The following is a 22251-nucleotide window of genomic DNA, read 5'->3' as shown; positions in this document are numbered from 1 at the left end:
TGTAGACCTTTCGGCTGACTTTACTCATAATTGCGTTTATTGATATTTATTTTGATATTTGCAACAAGAGGATCATAAACTTACTGGAAACGTATTACACATGTTACGCGACTTTATAGTATTTCATGCTAAGCAAATAATCTTGCTCCTGATAGTACTTTTTATTTTTACCAAATTGCTGATGTTGTCTTTGTATGCGATCAAAGGCAATAGGCCGGGTATTTTCATGCTTTCGCTACGAATACTTGGCAGGGGAATGATAGAGAATACTTTTTATGAGCACTTACAACGGTATTACAAAGCAAGTAATAAGGTTAACAAGTTTTTCTACATCCTGGTTATCCTTCTGGGGGTGTCCTATTATATTTTGAAGTTTTATGTCAGGCGGTAGTATCCGGTTCGGTCAGGTCGCCTTGATATTACCATAGGGTAATTACTTAAAACAGTACTTTTGTGGGTCGAAACGTCTTCAGATGTCAGCAGATATTAACATATTGGCCATAGAGTCTTCGTGTGATGATACCAGTGCGGCTGTAATACGCAATGGTAAAGTGCTAAGTAACCTGGTAGCAACCCAAAAGGTACATGAGCGATTTGGGGGCGTAGTACCGGAAATGGCATCACGGGCGCATATGCAGCACATCGTACCGGTAGTGGAAGTGGCCTTGCAGGATGCGGGTATAGACAAACACAGCATCAATGCGGTTGCTTTTACACAATCGCCTGGTTTAATAGGTTCGTTGCTGGTAGGTTCGTGTTTTGCCAAATCATATGCGCAGGCTTTGAACCTTCCCTTGGTCTCTGTTCATCACATGCAGGCACATGTGTTAGCACATTTTATAGACGAGCCGCACCCGGATTTCCCGTTTTTATGTCTTACAGTATCCGGTGGTCATACCCAGGTAGTGCTTTGTCGCAGCCATCTGGATATGGAAGTGCTGGGCGAAACGATAGACGATGCTGCCGGTGAAGCATTTGATAAAACTGCTAAAATGCTGGGACTGCCATACCCCGGAGGCCCCGTTGTAGATAAACTGGCAAAAGAAGGCGACCCGCATAAATACAGTTTTCCGATATCGGATATGAAAGGGTATAATTTCAGTTTCAGTGGCATCAAAACATCTGTGTTGTATTTTCTTCAAAGAGAAAAAAAGAATAACCCTGATTTTGCCACAGAAAATATCAATGACATCTGCGCCTCAGTTCAGGATACTATAATCAGAACGTTGCTGAAAAAGCTTGAACTGGCCGCAAAAGAGCATAAAGTGCAGCACCTGGGCATTGCGGGCGGTGTTTCAGCAAATAGTGGTTTGAGAACAGCCTTCAGCGAGATGTGTATTAATAATGGTTGGCAGGCATATATCCCACAGTTTCAATATTGCACAGACAATGCTGCTATGATAGGTATAACCGGTTATTACAAATACCTTGCAGGCATGTTTGCTGATTTGGATGTGTGTCCTACCGCAAAAGCCTCATGGTAATGAGTAACTCCTATTTCCGGTTCAAACAATTTACAGTCCACCAGGAAAAGTGCGCCATGAAGGTTTCAACAGATGCTTGTATACAAGGTGCCTGGACCGATATACCTGCAGGGTGTGATAGAGTACTGGATATTGGCACAGGTACGGGGCTTCTGGCGCTAATGATGGCACATAAAGCTGACGTTTTGGTTGATGCCCTGGAAATTGATGAAGCTGCTTGCCTGCAGGCAAGGGAAAATGTTGCTATGTCAGACCGGGCTGATAAGGTACGCGTACTACATGTCAATGCACGGGCCTATCGTGGTGTAACTAAATACGACCTTATCATAACGAACCCACCTTTTTTTAATAACAGCCTTTTAGGGGAAACGCCCCAGCGCAATACAGCAAGGCATACAGTCACGTTGAGTTACACAGAGCTGTTTATCACAATAAAAGAAAACATTACTGATCATGGCCTTGTTTCAATACTGTTACCGGTTGACGAATTTACGCGATGGCAGAAATTGCTTGATGAAAATAACTGGCAGGTGATAAGAAAACTGAATGTGCATCCATCCGTTGGTCGTTCTGCCAACCGGATCGTTGCGATGTGTAGTGCCGGTGTTGGTAGGCAAACGATAACAGAAGAATTGTACATCAGGAAAGAAGGTAATGTCTATACACAGGAGTTTTGTAAACTGATGTCGCCGCATTACCTGAATATATGATCACAATATCTCATCTTCATCTCCATCGTACCGCTGACTGATGATCTTGCTTTCTATGAGTGATTTATGATAAAGTGATTGTTTTACATATTTGCGCGTCATAAAATATGAAATTGCCGAAACGATCATGAGTGGAATGAACAAAGTGTACCCTCCAGTTATTTCAGCCAGGAGGAATATGGCTGTGAGCGGGGCATGCATCACTCCGGCCAGTACCCCCGCCATTCCTGCTACTATAAAATTGGTTGATTTTACAGTAAAATTTGTCTCAAAACCGGGAAAGAATTGAGTAAGGCCCGAAAGAAGGTTGACAACATATGAGAACGCAAACCCGGCAGTACCGCCGATTATCAGTGATGGCGCAAATACACCGCCATTGCCACCGGCGCCAATAGTAAAACCCGCGCTAAATGGTTTTAGCAAGATGACCAGCAGACTCATCCCAATGATAGCAACATGTATATTGCCGAAGTTCTTCAGGAAAGAGTGTGTTGTCAATGCTTCTGTATTGCCGTTCAACAGGTTCGTTATCAGTCCGTACCCCTCACCATACAGGTTGGGTACAACAAATATTATCAGACATAGCGGAATGCTGCCCCTGAGCCATGTTTTATAGGTTTTAGGCATTTTTTCAAACCTGTTTTCCAATCGTTCAACAATATTAGTAGTGTAAACAGATAAAAGCCCGCAAATAGCGCCCAGCATGATATAAAAGGGGATAGATGCCATATCCCATGCCTGGATATTGAAAACAAAAAACTTTTCAGGATATAAGACCTGCGATATTACCGTTGCGGTAGCAGTAGATATGAGCAGAGGTATGAAAAATGGGATATTAAAGTCGAGCAGTAAGACTTCCAGTGCAAAAATTATTCCTGCTATCGGGCTGTTGAAGATCGCCGCGATACCACTGGCAGCTCCACAAGCCACTAATAAAGTTGTGTCTCTGTACGATAATCTCAGGTCGCGTCCTGTGTTTGAACCAATGGCACTTCCTGTGGCAACAATAGGGGCCTCGAGGCCAACAGAGCCGCCCATAGCAACGGTAACTGCGCTGGTGAGTATGTGCCCAAAAGTATGTTGTATACCTATTCTGCTCTTTTCTGTAAGAATACTTTTCAGTATAAATCCAACCCCCCGGGTAAGTTTGCCTCGGAACACTCTTTTGAGCAGCAAAAAGGAAATGCCAACACCAATAAGAGGGAAAATGGCAGTCAGCCAGTTGCTGTTCATCAGGTCGTTAAGTCTTCCCGCCTGGTGTTCTACAAAACCTACCAGTAATTTCAAAAAGACAGCAGCTAAAGCCGATAAAGCACCTATAATGAAACTTACGAATATGATGAAGTTCCTATGCCGTACGTATTTGGTCCTTACATGGTCGAGCTTGATCAGTAACCGCCCTAAGTGTTTTTGATAATACGTCATTGTTGCGCTGCAAAGGTACGTCACAGTAAAGATAAAAAGGTAGCGTGAATTTGTTTTATGTGTATGTGTTTAATTAATGCCTATTTACAAAGGCAAATATTGTCAGCGAAGCTACATGTGATTATAATATATAGATTAATAGCAGTATATTTATTAAATTATTCTTAATATAATTTGGTTTATTTTTCGATTAGTTAATATTGTCAGTTTTAGGTGTAACTTTTTTAAATTACTTTTGCACGCAATATCAGCCATGGAAGTGGATTGATATTTGTATTATTTTTCAAGTATGCAAAATAATAGGAGGTTAGTTGTTTGTATATTGACAAATGGCATGCAATCATACTAACCTTATAAAAGTATTGCGCTTTAATATTATAATTAATGGAGAACGGCGTTTCTAATAATAACAATACCAACCCGATAAGCGAGACAACAAATGAGACTGATGGTGGTTTACTCAACCTGAAGTGGATATTTACCACTTTGCTGGCCACCTGGCCATGGTTTATAGCCAGTCTTGGTATCGCATATTTGATCGCATTCCTCTACTTGCGTTACACTACGCCAGTATTCCAGATGGGCAATGAGATACTTGTTGAGGATAGCCGCAGTAGTATGACCGTTTCAGGTGAAGCAAAGATCCTGACTGAGATGGGATTTAACAGGAATAGTGGAGATAACATCAATAATGTAATGCGTTCGTTCAAGAAGAACGAACTGATGAAACAGGTTGTTGCCAAGCTAAGGTTGAATGTAAGGTATTACGAATACGGGCGTTTTAAGACCACTGAATTTTATAATAACAGTCCTTTTGTGTTGTCCATTCAAGATAGCACTTTGAGTGGTTTAGAGAGGGGATATTCATATATTTTCGTATTTAATGATGACGGATCATTTAAATATAAAACCAAAGGCACTGAAACATATACTGCAGGGAAACCCGATGTTGACCTGAATTTGCCATTTGGAGAGGCCATTATCAGGCTTACCGGGTACCCATTACATACCGGTAATGAATATGAGGTTGTGATAACTAGCCAGATGAGTGCCGCAAGGTCGTTTGTAGGTAGTATTGGCACAAACAGGCCTGACAAAACGGACAACTCAGTAAATATTACAACGACGGATGTGTTGCCACAAAGAGGTGTTGATATCATCAATACCCTTGTTGATGTATACATGGTGGCAAACGTGCATGAAAAGAACCAGAATGCAGAGAACATCATCAACTTTATTAATGAACGCATCAACGCGGTAGATTCTGAACTGGGCCGTGTAGAAACAGATATCGAGACGTTCAAAAAGGAATATGATTTTACAGCTCCTGAAATGCAATCTCAGTTGTTGTATTCAAATACTGACAGGTACTATCAGGAGTTGTCAGACCTTGAGTTGAAAATGGAGCTGATAAAGGTACTTGAAGATAATGTTGCGAAAGCGTCTAAGAATTACCAACTGGTGCCGACAACGTTGTTCATGGATAACGAGTTGTTGACGAATGCACTCTATGAGTACAATAAGTTATTGTCAGAGCGCGAATTGAAATTGATCAGTCACCAGGAGGGTGGTTTTCAGATACAGGCAATTGATAAGAACCTTGAAGGCCAGAAGAAATTGATAGATAACAATATCGCCGTAATAAAACAGGGGCTGCAGGTAAAGATCAAAGAGCTGAAAGAAAAGACAGGTCTTATTGACCAGCAGATAAAGATGGTGCCTAAAAAGGAGCGTCTTTTCCTTGAAAAATCAAGAAAACAATCTGTACAACAGGCACTTTATATATTATTGCTGACCAAAAGAGAGGAAACAGCTGTTACAAAAGCTGCCACAACCGCTAATATCACTGTTATCAACGAGGCTGTAAGCCACGGTGCCATATCTCCCAATGCCGGAAGGATCAAAAACAGAGCATTGTTGATAGGATTCCTGATACCTATGATATTCTTCTCAGTAAGACGTTTACTGAACAACAAGATAATTGCCAAAGCTGATATAGAAAATACCTCAGATATACCTGTGTTGGGCGAGATCGGACACTTTAAAGAGGACGAAAGCCAGATTGCGATCAAGCGAAACAGTAATACTGCTCTTGCTGAACAGTTCAGGGCATTGCGTACTAATATTCAGTTTCTTTTACCCAGAAAAGAAGATAAAACAATACTCCTGACGTCAAGTATGTCAGGAGAGGGTAAGTCGTTTGCGGCTATCAATCTTGCTATAACATTTGCAATTTCCGGAAGTAAAGTACTATTGATAGAGTTTGATCTTCGTAAACCTAAGATATCAAAACACCTGGGCCTGGATAAGTCCATTGGTATTTCGGGTTATGCTATTGGACAGTACGAATTGGATGATATAATAATTCCTTCAGGTATTGATGAGAATTTGTTTGTAATGTCTTCAGGTCATATCCCTCCTAACCCCGCAGAACTTATGATGATGCCAAGGATAGATGAGATGTTTGAACAACTTAAGCAGGATTTTGATTTTATAATAATAGATACTGCACCTGCGGGGTTGGTTACAGATGCCATATTGCTTAACAGGTTTGCCAATGCCTGTTTGTATATCGTAAGGCAAGGCTATACATACAAACAGCAGATACAATTGGCAAATGACCTGAAAAGGACCGGCAGAATATCCAGGATTAATTTTGTAATAAACGACGTAGTGGCTACCAGGGGCTACTCATATGGCTATGGTTATGGCTACGGTTATGGTTATGGCTATGGCTATGGTTACGGCTATGGTTATGGCGAGCATGGCTCGGGCTACTATCAGACAGAACAAACACCGATGGATAAACTGAAGGACCGATTTAAAAATGTATTTAAAGGCAAGCGCCGTAAATAGTCTTTAAATACACTATTTCTCCCGTTTATACATTGCCCTATCTAACAGTTGTACATCCTTATTGAGATCAAGAAAATCATCGTATAAGGATTTGTGCAGTTTTAATGGTTAATACCCGGTTCGTTACATGTTTGCAATGTGACTGACAATAGCGAAGCTGTATCAAAAACGGAACAAAAATAAAGGTACAACCAGACCAACCAGATGAAGCAAGTACTATTTCTTAATCTTACCGCATTTTCGCAAACAGGTGGGATAGAAAGGTTCAATAAGTGCTTTCTGAAGGCCTTGAATGAACTGGATATGACTGGGGAGACTGATAGTTACTCTATTTCTGCTTACGATAAAACTGCAACAGAACATTATTATCCGAAGAATAGGTATAAATGTTTCGCGACAAGGAAGGTGCCGTTTGTACTTAGCAGTATAATGACTGCAGGTAAGTATGATGTAATATTTATTGGTCATGTCAACCTGGCTATTGTAGGTGTGGCTATCAAGTACCTATATCCTTCAAAGAAGGTCATATTGATCACACATGGTATTGAGGTTTGGCAGGAGTTGAAGGGTATTAAAAGAAAGCTGTTGTATGTTGCTGACAAGATATTATCGGTAAGTAATTTTACCAGGAAGAAAATAGAAGATGTAAATGGCATAAAGGAGGGAGTAATCACGGTTTTTCCAAACACAATTGATCCTTATTTTCCGATCCCTGACACTGTTAGACGGTCGGATGAGTTGCGTAAACGCTATGGCCTGAGTAGTAAAGATTTTGTCATATATACACTTACAAGGATTTCTGATACCGAACTGTTTAAAGGATACGATAAAGTGATCGAAGCTTTGTCTATTTTAGTGAAAGAACATCCACAGGGCAAATATGTGATAGCAGGAAAGTATGACGCTGCTGAAAAGGCCCGGATTGATACGCTTGTGGCCAAATATAAACTACAGGGTCATGTTGTTCTGACCGGTTTTCTACGGGAGGAGGAATTGGTAGCACATTACCAGATGGCGGATGTTTATATTATGCCCAGTCGTAAGGAAGGATTTGGTATCGTGTTCATAGAGGCTCTGGTATGTGGTGTGCCGGTAATTGCCGGTAATGCAGATGGAAGTGTGGACGCGCTGATTAACGGTGAATTGGGTACACTTGTCGATCCAAATAGTGTAACAGAAATTGGTGACGCACTGAAGATGCATATAGAGAATAACAGGCGCAATAACGAACAGGAAAGAAGTACTATCAGGCAAAAAACACTTGATAATTTCTCATTTAACAAGTATAAACAACGCTTGTCTGATATTATTGCAGGATGTTAGGTCCTGCGGTATAACAATATAAATTTCAACATGGCGAAAGTTGCATTAATAACAGGTATTACCGGCCAGGACGGAGCCTATCTTGCGGAGTTTCTATTGAAAAAAGGATATGTAGTTCATGGTATTAAGAGAAGGAGCTCTCTTTTTAACACCGACAGGATAGACCACTTGTACCAGGATCCTCATGTAAGGGACAGGCATTTCATATTGCACTATGGCGACCTGACCGACAGCACTAATATTATACGTATCATACAGGAAGCGCAGCCTGATGAAATATATAACCTAGGGGCCATGAGCCATGTAAAGGTGAGTTTTGAAACGCCGGAGTATACTGCCAATACAGATGCGATAGGCACCCTGAGAATATTAGAAGCAGTACGCCTGTTGAATATGACTGAAAAGGTTAAGATATACCAGGCTTCAACGTCTGAACTATATGGTGAAGTTCAAGAGATACCTCAGAAAGAAACAACCCCGTTTTACCCCAGGTCTCCTTATGGTGTAGCCAAATTATATGGTTATTGGATAACAGTGAATTACAGAGAAGCATATAATATGTATGCTTGTAATGGTATCTTGTTCAATCATGAAAGCCCGTTAAGGGGTGAGACATTTGTTACGCGCAAAATAACACGGGCAGTCGCACAGATATCTCTCGGATTGCAGAACAAGTTTTACATTGGCAATATGGATGCGAAAAGAGATTGGGGACATGCCAGGGATTATGTGGAAGCGATGTGGTTGATGCTGCAACAGGAAAAAGCCGAGGACTATGTGATAGCAACAGGTGTAACTACTACTGTGAGGGATTTTATTATAATGGCCTTCAGGGAAGTGGGAGCAGAACTGGAGTTTGTGGGTGAGGGTGTGAATGAGAAAGGGATCGTTAAGCATTGCGGAGAAGATAGCATGATGAAAGCAGGACAGGAAGTTGTTTCTGTTGATCCGAAATATTTTAGGCCTACAGAAGTTGATCTGTTGATAGGCGATGCTACCAAAGCGAAAAAACAATTGGGTTGGCAGGCTAAAACACCACTGGATGAACTAGTAAAAGAAATGGTAGAAGCAGATGTGGAAGCATTCAAGAAAGACAAGTTGCTGAGGGACGCAGGCTACGATTTTATACAACAGCACGATTAATGAGGGAGATGAACAAAAATGACAAGGTATATATAGCTGGCCACAGAGGCATGGTTGGTAGTGCCATCTTGAGGAAGCTTGTGCTTGAGGGGTATACAAATATTATTTACAGGACCTCAGCGGAGCTGGACCTACGTGATCAACAGGCTGTAGCATCTTTTTTTAGCGAGGAACAACCCGAATATGTTTTTCTTGCAGCAGCAAAGGTTGGTGGAATACTGGCTAATAATACCTATCGTGCAGATTTTTTGTACGATAACCTGATGATACAGAACAATGTAATACACCATGCCTATAAAAATGGGGTGAAGAAGTTGTTGTTTCTGGGGTCTTCATGCATATACCCGAAGCTGGCACCACAGCCTATGAAGGAAGATGCACTACTGACAGGCCTGCTAGAACCCACAAATGAGCCTTACGCAATAGCCAAGATATCAGGAATTAAAATGTGCGATGCATATAGGGCGCAATATGGCTGCGACTTTATCTCGGCTATGCCAACCAACCTGTATGGCCCTAATGACAACTATGACTTGAACAACTCTCATGTGTTGCCCGCCATGCTCCGGAAGTTTCACGAAGCAATGCAGCGTAACGACGATAATGTAGCGTTGTGGGGCACAGGTTCACCTCTCAGGGAATTTTTGCACGTGGATGATCTTGCAGAAGCATGTGTTTTCCTGATGAACAGCTATAGCGAAGCGGGACATATAAACGTGGGCTCGGGGTCTGAAATAAGTATTAAAGCTCTGGCTGAATTGATAATGGATGTAGTTGGTTATGAAGGTGGTCTCAAATGGGACCAGTCAAAACCAGACGGTACCCCCCGCAAACTGATGGATAATAGTAAGATAAATGAACTGGGCTGGAAACCTAATATATCATTACGGCAAGGCATAGAAAGCGTATACAAAGAAAAATTTGCCGTGCAGGCATAACCTTTACTGAAAATAATAATGATCAAACAGGATAATGATTGGAACCTGGTCATAAAACCGAAAAGTGGCTTTTTTGACATCAATCTACAGGAAATATGGCGTTATCGTGACCTGGTATTTCTGCTGGTTAAGCGTGACTTTATTTCCTTTTACAAACAGACTGTATTAGGGCCGTTGTGGTTTGCCATACAGCCTATACTAACTACGGCAGTATATGTTCTGTTATTCAATCGAATTGCCCATGTGTCTACCAATGGCGCACCACCAATACTGTTCCAGATGGCAGGCATTACCTGCTGGATGTATTTTTCAGAGGTATTGATGAAAACATCTGATACATTTATAACCAACGCCAGCATATTTGGTAAAGTGTACTTTCCCCGTATTGTAATTCCTGTATCGATAGTTATGTCAAGTATGATAAGGTTGGGAATTCAACTATCCTTGTTCTTTTGTGTGTGGGCCTACTATTACTTTTTTACTGACGCGAATATTCACTTGACATGGGCGGCACTATTGTTCCCGGTACTTATAATACTAATGGGTATGCAGGGGCTTGGATTCGGCATCATTATTTCTTCGCTCACTTCAAAGTATCGCGACCTGCGATACCTGTTGACATTTGGAATCCAGTTGTTACAATTCACAACTACTGTAGCATATCCATTATCTACGGTAAGCAGTAGTGCCAGGAATATTATTGGTTATCACCCTTTCACATCTATCCTTGAGACATTTAGGTTTGGTTTTTTGGGTACCGGGCAGTTTTATGAAGGGTATTTTATTTATAGCGTAATAATAACATTTGTGTTTTTGAGTATCGGCATACTGATCTTTAACAGGGTCGAGAAAACGTTCATGGACACAGTTTAATATTAAAGCATGTCTGATATTGCAATTAGTGTAGCAAATGTTTCAAAGATGTACCGCCTGGGTGAGGTAGGTACAGGTACTATATCTCACGATCTGAACAGGTGGTGGCACAAGGTGACAGGTAAAGAAGATCCGTATTTGAAACTTGGAGAGGCAAACCGTAGGGATGCCAGGGGAGACAGTAATTATGTATGGGCACTCAGGGATGTGTCGTTTGACGTGCGCCAAGGAGAAGTGTTAGGTATAATCGGGAAGAATGGAGCCGGTAAATCTACATTGTTGAAGCTACTGTCCCGTATTACAGCTCCAACAACAGGAATAATAAAAGCCAAAGGTCGTATTGCAAGTTTGCTTGAGGTTGGTACAGGTTTCCATCCTGAGCTGACAGGCAGGGAAAATATATTCCTGAACGGCGCTATCCTGGGTATGACCAAAACAGAAATAAAAGCGAAGTTTGATGAGATCGTTGATTTTTCGGGCGTAGCAAGGTATATAGATACTCCTGTAAAGAGGTACAGCTCAGGTATGTATGTAAGGCTGGCTTTTGCTGTAGCCGCTTTCCTGGAGCCTGAGATACTTATCGTGGATGAGGTGTTGGCAGTAGGCGATGCTGAATTTCAGAAGAAATGCCTTGGCCGCATGAAGGATGTAAGTGTGAATGATGGTCGTACTGTGTTGTTTGTAAGCCATAATATGTCTGCTGTGCAAACCTTGTGCAACAGGGTGGTTGTTATGAATGACGGTAAAGTGTCATTTGAAGGTGGCGTATCGGCTGGTGTTGGGAAATACCTGGAGGTGTACAGCCAAAGCCTCAGGAAGAGAACATGGAGTATGGAAGAAGCACCGGGGAATGAACATGTGAAAATACTGGAGGCAATAGTAAGGCCTGCAGGCGGTACGGATGCCGATCCGATATTGATCAATGATATGATAGAACTTTTTTTTAAGATCTATATTGAAGATGACAATGATGCTATCCTGGATGTTACCTTTCACCTGAAAGATGAGCTGGGACATTTAGTGTTTGTGAGCGGTACAGCAGAAGATGATCAATCCCTAGAGTATAGGAAAGGAGTTGTTGAAGTGTGCGCACATATACCCAAAGGCCTGATGCATCATGGTAACTACCTGGTAGAGTGGGTATTGGTAGTACAGAATAGGGGTTCTGTATTGTACGGTATGGAGAATATTTTGCAATTTGAGATAGTTGACACCGGTAGCGATAAGTTGGGATGGATGGGAGCTAAAGAGGGGGTAGTTAAGCCCAGATTAAAATGGACAAATAGCAGATCATGATAAACGTAACCAAACCATTTTTGCCACCTATAGAGGAGTATAACTCGTTATTGCAGGGTATATGGAAACGTAGTTGGCTGACCAATAACGGTCCTTTGGTCAATGAATTTGAGCTGAAGGTTAAGGAATACTGTCGTTTGGATCATATGCTGTTCCTGAACAACGGAACAATTGCGATACAAATTGCCATAAAGGCACTTGAGCTGACCGGAGAGATCATTACTACACCATTTTCTTATGTAGCAACAACTTCAAGCATCGTATGGGAGGGTTTGAAGCCGGTCTTTGTAGATGTCGATGCTGAAACGTATAACATAGACCCGCACAAAATAGAAGAAGCAATAACACCAGCTACATCAGCCATACTGGCGACTCATGTATTTGGCAATCCATGTGATATTGAAGCGATACAGGCTATTGCTGATAAACACAACCTAAAAGTGATATACGATGCCGCTCATGCATTTGGGGTAAAGTATAAAGGCAAAAGTGTATTTGAATATGGGGATATCAGTACCACGAGTTTCCATGCTACAAAATTATTTCATACTGTTGAGGGTGGTGCCGTATTTACAAAAGATGCTGCATTGCTTAAGAAAATGACCTACCTCAGGAATTTCGGACACAGCGGTCCTGAACATTTTGCAGATTTGGGTATAAATGGTAAAAACTCGGAGTTTCATGCAGCAATGGGGTTAGTTAACCTGAAATATATTGATGGAATATTAGCGTCAAGAAAACGACAGACAGACTTCTATAAAGAGAACCTGGCTAAGCTCAGGCATTCAACACAAACCATAACTAAGGATACACACTATAATCACTCATACTTTCCTGTGGTTTTTGAAACTGAAGAACATACACTGAAGTATATAAAAGCATTGAATGCCGAATGGGTTTTTCCACGACGTTATTTTCATCCTGTGCTCAATAAGCTTCCTTATGTAGATAGGGTAGATATGCCGGTAGCAGAGTCTCTGAGTAACAGGATAATATGCTTGCCGTTATATCATGATCTTGCGGAAGAAGAGCAGTTATTTATTATTAGGTTATTAATGAGAGCACAAAATAACTAAAGTTTGAAGGTAGAGAACAGTATAGCTATAATGCAGCCTTATGTATTCCCGTATATAGGGTATTTTCAGTTGATAAGCGCTGTGGAGATGTTCGTTTTTTATGATGATGTTAATTTCATCAACAAAGGCTGGATCAACAGGAACCGGATACTGCTGAATAATAAAGATCATACGATAACGATTCCATGCCAGAATGCCAGCCAGAACAGGCTTATTAAGGATATTGAACTAAGTGCCGATAATAAAGTTGTTAAGAAGCTGCTAATGACCATTCATGCAGCATATTCAAAAGCTCCTGAATTCAAACAGGTTTATCCATTGATCGAAAATATCTTTAACTCCGGATGCTCAACTATATCAGAGTTGGCCATTCGCAGTATTCTGGATATTTGTGATTACTTGGATATAAGTGCCGAGTTCAAAACAAGCTCTGAAAGCTACAATAATATTGATCTGAAAAAAGGAGACAGGTTAATTGATATCTGTCAGATTGAACAGAAAGGTGTATATATAAATCCTGAAGGTGGTAAAGCTATTTACACGAAAGAATATTTTAAAGAAAAGGGAGTAAACCTTCAGTTTCTGACATCAAAAAAAAGTGAGTATTCACAGTTTAAGCAGCCATTTGTTCCCTGGTTATCAATAATTGATGTTTTAATGTTTAACTCGAAGGCAGATATAGTTGGTCTGTTAGGCAAATATGAACTGACATGAAGTACAAAGAAATAGTTGAGCATTACGAAAGTTGTTTTGAAAAACATGGTGATAATCATCGCGGTATGGATTGGCCTAAACTTGAGGATGTCGATACAAGGTACCAGGTGATGTTAGATCTGATCTATTTTAATAAAGACAGTTCCGCAAATGTTTCATTGCTGGACTTTGGTTGCGGTACGGCGCATTTGCTTGATTATATGGTGAAGGCAGGGAATGTGAAGTGTAAATACTCAGGCCTTGATCTGTCGTCAAAATTTGTTGACCTGGCAAAGGATAAACATCCGGATGTCTCATTTTATTGTGGTGATATACTTGATCCCGGATTTGAACTGCCAGCGCATGACTATATCGTTATGAACGGTGTTTTTACCGAAAAACGCAACCTGAGCTTTGAAGAAATGTGGTCTTATTTTACCTCTATGATCGATGCGCTAACCCCCAAATACAATAAAGGGCTGGCTTTTAATGTGATGTCGAAAAATGTTGATTGGGAAAGGGATGACCTGTTTCATCTTTCGCTAGATAAACTTACAGCGTATTTGTGCAAAAACATTACCAGGAATTTTGTTATCAGAAATGATTACGGTTTGTATGAATACACCGTTTACTTGTATAAAAAATAACGTACATGGCTAAAGTAGTAATATTCGGAGTGCAGGATTTTGCAGAGTTAGCACACTACTATCTTGTTAATGACTCAGAGCATGAAGTTGTGGCTTTTAGTGTAAATGAACAGTATATGCCTGAGCAACCAACATTTCACGGTTTGCCGGTTGTTCCTTTCGAGACTGTAGAATCTTCGTACCCACCTGTTGAATTCAGTTTTTTTGCACCTATGTCTCCGCAACGAATGAACAGGCTCAGGGAGAGTGTTTACAATAGCATTAAAGAAAAAGGATATAACCTGATAAGTTATATCAGTACCAAAGCAACATTATTTGACAACCCGATAGGAGATAATTGCTTTATTCTTGAGAATAACGTTATTCAACCATTTACTTCTGTTGGTAATAATGTTGTTCTCTGGAGCGGCAACCATATAGGTCATCACGGGAAAATCGAAGATCATGTGATGTTTACTTCTCACGTGGTGTTGTCAGGTCATTGTAAAGTTTGCAGTTATTCAGTGCTCGGAGTTAATGCTACGATAAGAGATGGAGTGACCATTGCAGAAGGCACATTTGTGGCTATGGCAGCCAGCATAACAAAGGATACAGAGGCCTGGTCTATGTATAAGGGTAACCCTGCAGTAAAATCGGACAGGTCAACAAAAGATATGTAGTGATGTGGGAAAAGAAAGGATTAATATTTAATGTAAATGGAGAATTTGACTGGAACAAAAGTCATGCACAGGTACCGGTTGTTGATGTATTGACAGATTCATTGAGGATTTACTATGCTACCCGGAACGCAGCAGGTCAAAGTAATATTTCCTATTTTGAAGTGGATAAGATGAATCCGGAAAAGGTGCTGTATATACACAATACTACCTTGCTAGATTTTGGGAAATTTGGTGCTTTTGACGATTGTGGAGTTATGCCTACTTCAATAATAAATATCAATAATAGAAAGTTCCTTTATTATATAGGATGGACAACTAGAGGAACTGTACCGTACCAAAATGCTATTGGTCTTGCAATTAGTGAAGATGGAGGTAAGACATTCCAGAAATATTCAGAGGGGCCAATAATAACAATTAACCATCGTGAACCATATTTTTCAGGAACAGCCTACGTTATGCAGGATTCAGGTGTATTTAAGATGTGGTACTTGTCATGTGTAAAATGGATAAAAAAAGATGATGCGATAGAGCCCTTATACAATATAAAGTATGCGGAATCCCTTAATGCAATTGACTGGCTGCAAACTGGCAAAGTTGCAATTGATTTGGCAGAAAATGAAGGAGGTCTTGCTAGTGCGTCAGTTTTGAAAATTGGAAACAGATATCATATGTGGTATGGAGTTAGGGGTATTTTTGATTATAGAAAGTTCAAAGATCAGTCTTATAAAATTGGGTATGCAATATCAAATGATGGGAATGATTGGATACGTAAGGATAAGGAAGTAGGTATAACTATTTCAGAAAATAGTTGGGATTCAGAAATGATCTCTTACCCATGTGTGATACAGAATGGAAATGATTTAATTATGTTTTACAACGGCAATGGTTTTGGACGTTCAGGAATCGGATATGCTGTAATTAGTTCTTCAAAAATCGTTGATATATAAAATGTTTTGTTTTATGGATTCGTTTAACAAAAACGGGTATACCCTAGTAAAGTCCTTTTTTTTAAAGGATGAGATTGCTAACGTTTTGAATCAGGCAAAAGGAATATTTTTTCGTCAATTTCACTACAAACGATATTTAAAGAATAATCAAACTTTGTTAGAAGATATTTCAGACGAAGAGTTTAATAATTGCCTATATAGGTTGTTTGAAGAGGATTTGACTTGTTTGTCAAATTGTGGCAAACAAGTTCAGCATCTAATTAGCTTACACCGTCTATCGTTGGATGAACGTATTTTGTTAAAGCTTAAAGATTTAGGAATTAAAACTCCGGTAATTAGTACACGTCCTGTCTTGTATTTTAATCATCCAAGATTGGCAAAACAAAAGGTATTTCATACGGTTGACGCACATCAGGATTGGCGAAGTATGCAGGGCTCATTAAACTCTATTGTTGTCTGGTTGCCATTAATTAGTGTGGATGTTAGCCTTGGTGCGTTGCAGGTGCTACCTGGGAGTCATTTGAGGGGATTGTATACTGATCACATTGAAAATGGCTTTGGTATGGTTGCTCTAAGTGAGAGTGATAAGGCCTCGATGATTTCTGTAGAAGTTGAACAAGGTGACGCGTTGTTTTTTTCCAGTTTTTTAGTTCATGCAAGTGGTGAAAATACAAGCGATACTCCTCGGTGGAGTTGTCATTTTAGATATAATGACTTGGAAGAACCTACTTTTATTGAAAGGAAATATGCCCATCCATATTTGTACAAACCGAGCGAGGAATTAATAACCGCAAATTTTCCAACTGTTGAGGATGTTCAGAATGTCTTTAAATAGCTATTAGGTGGTTACCAACGAAAATTACAAACCAAAAGTTGCGGTATTCGTGGTTACATACAATCATGAGAACTATATTGCAAAAGCATTAGAATCAATTGTAGCACAGAAAACGGACTTTCAGTATAAGGTTTTTATAGGAGAAGATTATTCTACAGACAAGACGAGAGAAATATGTCTGTCATATAAAAACGAATATCCACAAATAATCGAACTAATACTACATAGTCAGAATATAGGTTCTAGGAATAACGCACAGTTGGTTTACAAAGCTTGTTTTGATAGTGGAGCAGAATATATTGCTATGTGCGAGGGCGATGATTACTGGATTGATGATTATAAGCTACAAAAACAAGTAGATTTTTTGGATTTAAACCCCGAATTTAGTCTTTGTTTTCACGATGTGAAAGTTCTAAGTGATGAAAAGTTGGATGTAAATCCGATTAATTATTCTAAGGATGTTTATGACATTTACGATATCGCAAATGATAATGTTATCAATACAGTTTCAGTTTTGTGGAGAAAGTCAATGATTGATGGAGTGGCATCGTATATTCAAATTTCTATTTTGGACTATTATTTGTATATGTGTTTGGCTAAAAAAGGCAAAATCAAATATATTCCTGAAGTGATGGCGGTATACAGGTTGCACAACACGGGTATGTGGTCGGGAAAAAGTATAGAAAAACAATACCAGGTGAAGATAGACCTTTTTAAAAGTTTCCTGAAAGATGATTTTGATAGTAAGGTCAAGGATATATTGAGAGAGCGGCTGTGTGATATGTATGCTACACTGTATAAGCGAGGTAAAAAGGCATATGTTTTTAATGTGGCCAGTATAGATATACAACGCGCTGTTCAACTCGTTCTTTCGGAATTTAGAAGATAGCTGATCGCCTTTTATGAGATTATTTTATTTCACTACATCATATCCTTTTGGTTACCAGGAACAATGGAAAACCAATGAACTCAGGGTGCTGGTGAATTATTTTGACGAAATAACAGTTGTGCCTTATTGTTATGGTATTACTACGGAAGCTACTAAAGACCTGCCAAAAGGAGTGAAAGTACTAGGACCATTGTTCGAGACAGAGAATAACTTCTTTCCGGTAAGAAGCCGGCAGGATATTTTTAAGCTGATACGCTCAAAACACTTTTTTACATTTGCAGCCGAATACCTGAAAAAGAAGGTATATAAAGACCATAATAAGTATAAGAAGTGGTTGCGGTCTTCATTAGAAATGCTGAGGCTTACTGACAATAAGATACTACGGTCTGTGTTTGATGACGCAAGAGAAGATGATGTATTTTATTTTTATTGGGGGCTGGGTACTTGCGAAGTGATCCCTTTTCTGGGAAACGGAAATAAATTGAAAACCTTTGTACGGATGCATAGGTTCGACCTGTTTGAAGATGTGAATGATTTTTACATCCCATACCGTACAAATATGATGAAGGCGCTCAAGGTTGTAGCGCCAAGTTCACTCACAGGAAAAATAGAGCTTGATAAATATTATCCTGCTTATAAGGATAAGGTCAGTGTGTTCAGGTGTGGCACAGTTTCGGACGGAAGGATGAGTAAAGCTTCTGATGACGGAGTGTTGAGGATAGTTAGTTGTTCTTTGCTGAGTGATGTGAAACGGGTGCACATTATGATACAGGCACTGAAGATGCTAGACATCCCTGTTCAATGGTCTCACCTGGGTGATGGTTTGCTTAAAGAAGAGCTGAAGGAACTGGTTAATAGTCTTGGGTTGCAAGATAAATTCATTTTCCTGGGACAAGTAAATAGTAGCCAGGTATTGAGCTATTATAAAGAAAACACGATAGACTTGTTCATCAACGTGTCTAAAAGTGAAGGGGTGCCGTTTTCTATTATGGAAGCATTCTCGGTAGGTATTCCTGTAATAGCTACCGATGCCGGTGGGACAAAGGAGATCGTTGATGATGAAGTTGGAGAACTGTTGCCCAATGAAGTGACTCCTGAGATACTTGCAGCGTCTATTAATAGATTCTATTTACACGAAGGACAAATAAAAAATAAAAAGAGGACTACTGCATATGCTCGTTATAGGGAGATGTGCGATGCAGAGAAACTCGCGAATGAACTAGGGGAGTATTTAGTTCATAAATTGTAATTACCCATGGTTGTAGCATGTAAAAAATGTATACTCGACAGTACTGACGATCCGAACATTAAATTGGATAGCGAAGGGGTTTGTAATTATTGCCATGAGTATGACAGGAAATACAAAGAATGTGTACTGACTGGAACAGCTGCTGAAAAGAAGATAAATGACATAGTTCAGAAAATAAAAAGCAGTAAACCTGAAGGTGAATATAATTGCATTCTCGGGCTGAGTGGCGGTGTGGACAGTAGCTATCTTGCTTTACTGGCAAAGAAATATGACCTGAAACCTTTGTGCCTGCACTTTGATAATGGCTGGAACAGCGAGCTGGCGGTAAAGAATATTGAAAATATAGTTAATAAGCTGGGTTTTGAACTGGAAACCTACGTGATTAACTGGCCGGAATTCAGGGACCTGCAGCGTGCTTACCTGAAGGCAGGAGTAATAGATATTGAAGCGCTGACAGACCACGCAATATTTGCGGCCCTCTACCAAACTGCGGTTGACAGGAATATTAAGTACGTGTTGAGCGGATTCAATATTGTTACAGAAGGTATAATGGTGGATAACTGGACCTACCGTAAGGCTGATTATATCAACATCCTGGATATACATGAGCATTATGGGGAGATACCATTGAAGTCATACCCGATGATGAACAGGAAGCTGAAGAAGAAGATAAATAATTGGGTAGAGACGGTTGAGTTCCTGAACTGGATAGACTACAATAAGCAGGAGGTCAAGAATCAATTACAGAAAGAACTGGATTGGAAGGATTACGGCGGCAAACACTACGAGTCAATCTTTACCCGGTTTTACCAGGCGTATATATTGCCAGTAAAATTCAAAGTAGATAAACGAAAAGTACACCTTTCAAACCTGATATGCTCAGGGCAAATAACCCGTGAAGAAGCGCTGGAGGAGATGAAGAAACCGTTGTATGATGAGCAGCAGCTAAAAGTGGACAGGGAGTTTGTGTTGAAGAAACTGGGTTACACATCAGAAGAGTTTGACGAAATAATGCGTACCCCTCCAAGGAGGCATGACGAATTTAAAAAGGAAGGGTCGTTGTTTTATTATTACCCGATACTTATGCCATTGAGGCCTTTGTGGGAGCGTTATAAGAAAATGAAAAGCTCATAATTGAGTTGTGACGATGAGTGAACTTTTTTCAGTAATAGTAGCTAATTATAATAACGGTAGGTATTTGCCTTACCTTGTTGATAGTCTCAAGAAACAGACCTATGATAATTGGGAACTGCTGATAGCTGATGATGCCTCGACGGACGACAGTGTTGAGTACATCAAAAAGATAGTTGCAGAAGACCCGAGAATTAAATGGGTGTTGCATGAAAAAAATAAAGGTGCCGGCGCTACTTTCAGATCGGCGATGGATATCTCTTCAGGTGGCATAATTGGTATGCTGGGCGCTGATGATGCATTGGAACCTGATACACTGGAGGTGATGGCTAATGCACATCAAGATCAGCCGGGAGCTTCTGTTATTACTTCGCGGGCTTATGATTGTGATGATAAGATGCAGAAAACAGGTATTTGTGACATAAGTGATGAACAACCGGAAGGTGTTCCCTTTATTAAAGAGATAAAAGTCAGCAACTTTATTACGTTCAAAAGGTCGATGTATGAAAAGACATCTGGCTTTGACCCTGAACAACAAAGAGCTGTAGACCATGATCTTTTACTCAAGCTGGAAGAACTTGGGGAGAAAGGTTTTGTAGATAAGCCACTTTACTTATACCGCAGGCATGCGATGGGCATTTCTCAAGGAGGTAATGGATTGAAAGCTGCAAACTTTGCATTGCTTGCAAAGATGAAAGCCTACCGCAGAAGGAAGGAACGAAACTTTACACCGAATTTTACATCAAGCGAATATAATGCACTCGCGTGGCTGTATTATACAAGGATAGCATATCAATTTAGCGTTCAGAATAGTTTTAATGAAGCACTCAACTCAAACCTGAAGGCTATATATTATAAACCAACTTACATACTGAACAGGAGTTTCTGGTCTGTGTTCTATCGTTCATTTAAATCTCGTTTGGCGTAGATGCGTTTGGCATTTTTGACTATCAATTCAGATGCATGGGGAGGGAGTGAAGTACTGTGGGTGAAGACAGCCAGGCTTGCATTGCAGCAAGGACATAGTGTGCTTGTGTCAATGTTCGACTTTGAAGAACTACCTGAACCTATACAGGAATTGAAGCATTTGGGGGCCGAGTTCTATTTCAGGCGGAGGTATTATCCTGCATTGCCAGAAAGACTTAAAAAGAAAGTGAAAAACAGGTTGTCGGCAGGTAAGCAATTAAAAACTTACCATGACTACCTGATAGATTATAAAGCAGACAGGATATTTTTCAACCTGGGTGGTGGAGACGAGATCGCGAGGGATGAACAGGATATGCTCGTATTTGTAAAACAAACGAACATACCTTATTTCATATTCTGCCACAGCCTTTCAATCGTTCCTGATACGAATGAAAGGCTGAATGAGAACTTGAAGATATCTTATCGCAAGGCCGAACGGGTATTTTTTACCAGCAATATGCAGGTGCAGATGTTACGCCATCAATTGGCTGATGAATTGGCCAATGCACAGGTAGTATCACACCCTGTAAATATTGCTGAACCACAGGTATTGAAGAGTACCCAGTATGCTATCGTGAATTTTGCTATAATAGGTGTATTGACGATAAGACATAAAGGACAGGATGTGGCATTAAAAGCATTGTCGGGCAAAGAGTGGAAAGACAGGTCTTTTGTGCTGAATATATATGGCAAAGGACAAGATGAAGGATACCTGAAAAAGCTGATCGCCTATTACGGGCTTGAGGATAAAGTGCGTTTTCGTGGTTATGAAAAAAGCATGGAGCGCATATGGGAGGAGAATCACATGCTACTGATTCCTTCAAGACAAGATTCAGGGCCAATAACACTTTTTGAAGCCATGTGCTGTGGCAGACCGGCTGTTGGTACACGAATGGGGGCAATACCTGATTATTTGGAAACAGGGGTAAATGGTGTGCTTTGCGAGCCATTCAGTTACCAATCGTTTGCAGATGCATTAGAGTCTGCCTGGCAGCAAAAAGATAAATGGGAAGAGTGGGGTCAGGCATCATTAAGGATGATACAGGAGCGTTATGATTTTCATCCTGAACAAACAATGCTCAATTATATCATCAGTGAAAACTGATGATAC

At 40.2% G+C, this 22251-nt stretch carries 20 protein-coding genes; 19 read left to right on the top strand and 1 reads right to left on the bottom strand.

Annotated elements, in window-relative coordinates:
- Nucleotides 1-473 precede the first annotated feature (473 nt).
- Nucleotides 474-1484, top strand: coding sequence for a tRNA (adenosine(37)-N6)-threonylcarbamoyltransferase complex transferase subunit TsaD (gene tsaD / locus H6550_12540; protein MCB9046952.1), 1011 nt, complete (start codon nucleotides 474-476; stop codon nucleotides 1482-1484).
- The gene (locus H6550_12535) at nucleotides 1484-2194 is read left to right on the top strand and encodes a methyltransferase (protein MCB9046951.1); all 711 of its coding nucleotides are present in this window, start codon (nucleotides 1484-1486) and stop codon (nucleotides 2192-2194) included. Before tsaD ends, H6550_12535 begins: the two co-directional genes overlap by 1 nt.
- Here H6550_12535 and H6550_12530 read toward each other — a convergent pair whose 3' ends face one another.
- Nucleotides 2195-3481: a chloride channel protein gene (locus H6550_12530; GenBank protein ID MCB9046950.1), complete on the bottom strand. Its 1287-nt coding sequence runs from the start codon at nucleotides 3479-3481 to the stop codon at nucleotides 2195-2197.
- Between the two features lie 522 nt (nucleotides 3482-4003).
- Here H6550_12530 and H6550_12525 point away from each other — a divergent pair.
- The 17 genes from H6550_12525 (at nucleotide 4004) to H6550_12445 (ending at nucleotide 22245) form a co-directional block, all read left to right on the top strand.
- Complete coding sequence (locus tag H6550_12525) at nucleotides 4004-6475, top strand: polysaccharide biosynthesis tyrosine autokinase (protein MCB9046949.1); 2472 nt, start codon at nucleotides 4004-4006, stop codon at nucleotides 6473-6475.
- A 204-nt stretch (nucleotides 6476-6679) separates the two neighbouring features.
- A complete protein-coding gene (locus H6550_12520) occupies nucleotides 6680-7798 on the top strand; it encodes a glycosyltransferase family 4 protein (GenBank protein MCB9046948.1) in 1119 nt (372 codons plus the stop codon).
- A gap of 30 nt (nucleotides 7799-7828) precedes the next feature.
- Nucleotides 7829-8941: a GDP-mannose 4,6-dehydratase gene (gmd, locus tag H6550_12515; GenBank protein ID MCB9046947.1), complete on the top strand. Its 1113-nt coding sequence runs from the start codon at nucleotides 7829-7831 to the stop codon at nucleotides 8939-8941.
- 8 nt (nucleotides 8942-8949) lie between these two features.
- Complete coding sequence (locus H6550_12510) at nucleotides 8950-9879, top strand: GDP-L-fucose synthase (protein ID MCB9046946.1); 930 nt, start codon at nucleotides 8950-8952, stop codon at nucleotides 9877-9879.
- An 18-nt stretch (nucleotides 9880-9897) separates the two neighbouring features.
- Nucleotides 9898-10752 carry an ABC transporter permease gene (locus H6550_12505; protein ID MCB9046945.1) on the top strand — a complete coding sequence of 285 codons (855 nt, stop codon included), beginning with the start codon at nucleotides 9898-9900 and terminating at the stop codon, nucleotides 10750-10752.
- Between the two features lie 9 nt (nucleotides 10753-10761).
- Nucleotides 10762-12048, top strand: a complete 1287-nt coding sequence (locus H6550_12500) for an ABC transporter ATP-binding protein (protein ID MCB9046944.1) — start codon at nucleotides 10762-10764, stop codon at nucleotides 12046-12048.
- On the top strand, nucleotides 12045-13124 hold the full coding sequence (locus H6550_12495; protein MCB9046943.1) for a DegT/DnrJ/EryC1/StrS family aminotransferase: 1080 nt from the start codon (nucleotides 12045-12047) through the stop codon (nucleotides 13122-13124). Before H6550_12500 ends, H6550_12495 begins: the two co-directional genes overlap by 4 nt.
- Before the next feature lie 30 nt (nucleotides 13125-13154).
- Nucleotides 13155-13838 carry a WbqC family protein gene (locus H6550_12490; GenBank protein MCB9046942.1) on the top strand — a complete coding sequence of 228 codons (684 nt, stop codon included), beginning with the start codon at nucleotides 13155-13157 and terminating at the stop codon, nucleotides 13836-13838.
- Complete coding sequence (locus H6550_12485) at nucleotides 13835-14464, top strand: class I SAM-dependent methyltransferase (protein ID MCB9046941.1); 630 nt, start codon at nucleotides 13835-13837, stop codon at nucleotides 14462-14464. The genes H6550_12490 and H6550_12485 overlap by 4 nt, the downstream gene beginning before the upstream one ends.
- Nucleotides 14465-14469: 5 nt before the next feature.
- On the top strand, nucleotides 14470-15123 hold the full coding sequence (locus tag H6550_12480) for an acetyltransferase (protein ID MCB9046940.1): 654 nt from the start codon (nucleotides 14470-14472) through the stop codon (nucleotides 15121-15123).
- Complete coding sequence (locus tag H6550_12475) at nucleotides 15123-16070, top strand: hypothetical protein (GenBank protein ID MCB9046939.1); 948 nt, start codon at nucleotides 15123-15125, stop codon at nucleotides 16068-16070. Before H6550_12480 ends, H6550_12475 begins: the two co-directional genes overlap by 1 nt.
- Nucleotide 16071: 1 nt before the next feature.
- On the top strand, nucleotides 16072-16905 hold the full coding sequence (locus H6550_12470; protein MCB9046938.1) for a phytanoyl-CoA dioxygenase family protein: 834 nt from the start codon (nucleotides 16072-16074) through the stop codon (nucleotides 16903-16905).
- Between the two features lie 7 nt (nucleotides 16906-16912).
- Nucleotides 16913-17794 (top strand): glycosyltransferase, encoded by an 882-nt coding sequence (locus H6550_12465; GenBank protein ID MCB9046937.1) that lies wholly within the window; start codon nucleotides 16913-16915, stop codon nucleotides 17792-17794.
- A 13-nt stretch (nucleotides 17795-17807) separates the two neighbouring features.
- Nucleotides 17808-19043: a glycosyltransferase gene (locus H6550_12460; GenBank protein ID MCB9046936.1), complete on the top strand. Its 1236-nt coding sequence runs from the start codon at nucleotides 17808-17810 to the stop codon at nucleotides 19041-19043.
- Nucleotides 19044-19049: 6 nt separating this feature from the next.
- Nucleotides 19050-20177 carry an N-acetyl sugar amidotransferase gene (locus H6550_12455; GenBank protein ID MCB9046935.1) on the top strand — a complete coding sequence of 376 codons (1128 nt, stop codon included), beginning with the start codon at nucleotides 19050-19052 and terminating at the stop codon, nucleotides 20175-20177.
- Between the two features lie 13 nt (nucleotides 20178-20190).
- Nucleotides 20191-21102, top strand: coding sequence for a glycosyltransferase (locus H6550_12450; protein ID MCB9046934.1), 912 nt, complete (start codon nucleotides 20191-20193; stop codon nucleotides 21100-21102).
- A complete protein-coding gene (locus tag H6550_12445; GenBank protein MCB9046933.1) occupies nucleotides 21103-22245 on the top strand; it encodes a glycosyltransferase family 4 protein in 1143 nt (380 codons plus the stop codon).
- The last annotated feature ends 6 nt before the right edge of the window (nucleotides 22246-22251 follow it).

The sequence above is a fragment of the Chitinophagales bacterium genome, from assembly GCA_020636495.1.
Classification (GTDB): domain Bacteria; phylum Bacteroidota; class Bacteroidia; order Chitinophagales; family Chitinophagaceae; genus UBA5543.
This window is presented reverse-complemented; position numbering and strand designations above follow the sequence as displayed.

What these genes read in the sequence shown, in the direction of transcription:
- H6550_12480 (MCB9046940.1), top strand. Translation starts at nt 14,470, where the DNA reads ATGGCTAAAGTAGTAATATTCGGAGTGCAGGATTTTGCAGAGTTAGCA.
- H6550_12445 (MCB9046933.1), top strand. Translation starts at nt 21,103, where the DNA reads ATGCGTTTGGCATTTTTGACTATCAATTCAGATGCATGGGGAGGGAGT.
- H6550_12485 (MCB9046941.1), top strand. Translation starts at nt 13,835, where the DNA reads ATGAAGTACAAAGAAATAGTTGAGCATTACGAAAGTTGTTTTGAAAAA.
- H6550_12525 (MCB9046949.1), top strand. Translation starts at nt 4,004, where the DNA reads ATGGAGAACGGCGTTTCTAATAATAACAATACCAACCCGATAAGCGAG.
- H6550_12510 (MCB9046946.1), top strand. Translation starts at nt 8,950, where the DNA reads ATGAACAAAAATGACAAGGTATATATAGCTGGCCACAGAGGCATGGTT.
- H6550_12455 (MCB9046935.1), top strand. Translation starts at nt 19,050, where the DNA reads ATGGTTGTAGCATGTAAAAAATGTATACTCGACAGTACTGACGATCCG.
- H6550_12535 (MCB9046951.1), top strand. Translation starts at nt 1,484, where the DNA reads ATGAGTAACTCCTATTTCCGGTTCAAACAATTTACAGTCCACCAGGAA.
- H6550_12495 (MCB9046943.1), top strand. Translation starts at nt 12,045, where the DNA reads ATGATAAACGTAACCAAACCATTTTTGCCACCTATAGAGGAGTATAAC.
- H6550_12450 (MCB9046934.1), top strand. Translation starts at nt 20,191, where the DNA reads ATGAGTGAACTTTTTTCAGTAATAGTAGCTAATTATAATAACGGTAGG.
- H6550_12470 (MCB9046938.1), top strand. Translation starts at nt 16,072, where the DNA reads ATGTTTTGTTTTATGGATTCGTTTAACAAAAACGGGTATACCCTAGTA.
- tsaD (MCB9046952.1), top strand. Translation starts at nt 474, where the DNA reads ATGTCAGCAGATATTAACATATTGGCCATAGAGTCTTCGTGTGATGAT.
- H6550_12505 (MCB9046945.1), top strand. Translation starts at nt 9,898, where the DNA reads ATGATCAAACAGGATAATGATTGGAACCTGGTCATAAAACCGAAAAGT.
- H6550_12460 (MCB9046936.1), top strand. Translation starts at nt 17,808, where the DNA reads ATGAGATTATTTTATTTCACTACATCATATCCTTTTGGTTACCAGGAA.
- gmd (MCB9046947.1), top strand. Translation starts at nt 7,829, where the DNA reads ATGGCGAAAGTTGCATTAATAACAGGTATTACCGGCCAGGACGGAGCC.
- H6550_12520 (MCB9046948.1), top strand. Translation starts at nt 6,680, where the DNA reads ATGAAGCAAGTACTATTTCTTAATCTTACCGCATTTTCGCAAACAGGT.
- H6550_12490 (MCB9046942.1), top strand. Translation starts at nt 13,155, where the DNA reads ATGCAGCCTTATGTATTCCCGTATATAGGGTATTTTCAGTTGATAAGC.
- H6550_12500 (MCB9046944.1), top strand. Translation starts at nt 10,762, where the DNA reads ATGTCTGATATTGCAATTAGTGTAGCAAATGTTTCAAAGATGTACCGC.